The 2,206-nt window shown below is 52.8% G+C and carries 1 protein-coding gene; it reads right to left on the bottom strand.

Annotated features, from left to right (window positions below; translation table 11 throughout):
• Positions 1–34: 34 nt before the first annotated feature.
• A partial coding sequence (locus D5S03_RS12580) for a hypothetical protein (RefSeq protein ID WP_287044270.1) occupies positions 35–2,206 on the bottom strand: 2,172 nt, incomplete at its 5' end.

Below are 2,206 nucleotides of genomic sequence, written 5' to 3'. Positions count from 1 at the left end.
GACAGATATATGCTCAGGGATATGATCAAGTCTTTCATGGCCTGTCCTCCAGGATAGTTCCGGTATCTATACCTACAGACAAAACAGAGCGCTCATCTGCTGCTTCCGGGGTCACCGGGGTAAAATCCCGCGGCCTGCGTTCCTGTAGACTGACTGCTTCCCAGGGATCGGCTTCAAAGGTGAACTCTACGGTAATGCTTCCTCCCCATGGGCTTTCCAGGGACCAGGCAAAGGTGTCCTCATGCAGCGGGCGGGCCTTTTTCAGCAGGCTGAAAAGACCCCAGTGCTGTTCGTCCAGGCGCAACTCACGATGCACCCGCCTGTTGGTTGACGGGGACTGAAAACCCATACCCGCCACAGCTGCATCGCTTTTCCACCATTTTACCCGGACCTCCTGCCAGTCGGGCTGCTGATTGAATGCAAAGACAGATGATTCTCCAGAGCGCAGATAGGCCACCACCGGGACATTGGCCCGGTCTCTGGCAGCCGGCAGCCTTGTGGGCAGTACATTGAACACCAGGGGCCTGGGCTCTCCCTCCCGGTCCCACAGATTGCCTGCAATACGGTGCAGCTCGTTGACTGTAGTCAGCATTCCCCGGGGCAGATTGATCCTGTCCCTGGAAGCGTCCCGCTGCACCCAGCCATCGCGGCTTTCACGAAAAAACGGCCCCAGAAATTCTTCAAAGTCTTCCCAGAAATCACCGTCCTCAGGATGGATAACGTCTTCCAGAGCAGCCGGATCAATCCTGGCTTCAGCTGTCGGGTCCAGAGGAAACCGGCGCTGCAGATGACTTATATGTTCTCCCCTGATATCCTGCCAGACCTTGGCCATAGTATTTTCAATATCGCTTCGGCCCAGGTTGAAGGCCAGCAGAAAAGGCTCCAGGAAGGGTCCCCGCCACTCAGGATCTACACCTAGGCCGGAAAGCCATTTGCGCACCAGATTCACATAGGCATCGGGATCATCCTGCAGTGCGGTGAAACTTATCCGCCCCAGGGGGCTTAAGCGCTCTTTAAATGTTTCTGCACCATCATCCTGAGACATCCAGGGTGCTCTTCCATCGAGTTCTTCACGCATCTGGTTTATAAAAGCCGTATAGTTCCGCCATTCAGGAATAACCCCGTCTTCTTCATGCATCAGGTTGCGCACAAATCCAAACTTCTCCAGTTGGTTGGCAAATGAACGGAACAAAGGACTGCCACTGGTGTCCAGACTGGTGTTTTCATGAAGTGTCAGCAGAAAACGCAGAAACGGGGAATGACGGGTGGGAATCTCATTGAGGACAAAACGCAGGGTGCCCTCGGAGTGAGCCCGGATGTGAAACTGGTGATAATAATTCACATAACTTTCCACGTATCTTTCAGCATAACTCTCCAGCTGCCTTTCCACAAATTCGGCAAACCTGTCCTGTTCCTCCTGTGAGACACCAGTTTCTTCCAGCTTTTCATCCAGAGAAATAACCCCCGGTCGGACTCTTTTTTCAAAGGCCTTTGCACTGAACAGGCCGTCAACCCTGGCCCGTCCTGCAAAAAACAGGGTTCCTTCGCCGGCAGGGTTCAAATGGATATGGGGAAAATCGTCGGTTTCTTCAAAAAATATCAACCCCCTGCTTTGCTGCCTCTCCTGGGCAAACTGACGCATCATAAGGGTCTTTTTGCTGCGCATCTCCAGATCCACCCATTCCTGCATTGAAATCCTGAAGTTCCTGCGATCCATAAATATATTCAATACAGGCCTCTCATCGGGCGCACGCTCGGATAAGGAGTCCATGAGATCAAATAACGAATGCAGCGAACGGTCCTGGACATCAGGGGTTTCTAAGGATGACCGGGAAACCAGTTTCAAAAGTTCCAGAAGCTCTTTCTGCCTGATGTTGCGATCTCTGCGCTGCACCCACTGGATTTCGGGACCCACTCCGGCCACCTGCTGCAGGTGCTCCACAACTTCATAAAGCATGGGATAGGAGTACACTTCCTGCATCAAATCCAGCAGAGGTTCTGCAAGGTCCTGCACCTCCTCAAGCATCTTTGGACTCATGTATGGGGCCTGCAGAAGTTTTTCCACTCGACGCAGGAAAAAAGTCCAGTTAGTGGCATCTTCAGAGGGGTCCAGGGTTTGTGGACGAATATGAGAAATGATATCCACTTCGGCAATCACATCCGGCAGGTACTGGTTGCTTGAAGCGTAATCCTCCACCAGCTGCCG

This window comes from Desulfonatronospira sp. MSAO_Bac3, from assembly GCF_003838035.1.
GTDB lineage: Bacteria > Desulfobacterota > Desulfovibrionia > Desulfovibrionales > Desulfonatronovibrionaceae > Desulfonatronospira > Desulfonatronospira thiodismutans.
Note: the sequence above shows the minus strand (reverse complement) of the source record. Positions and strands in the feature narration are given on the sequence as shown.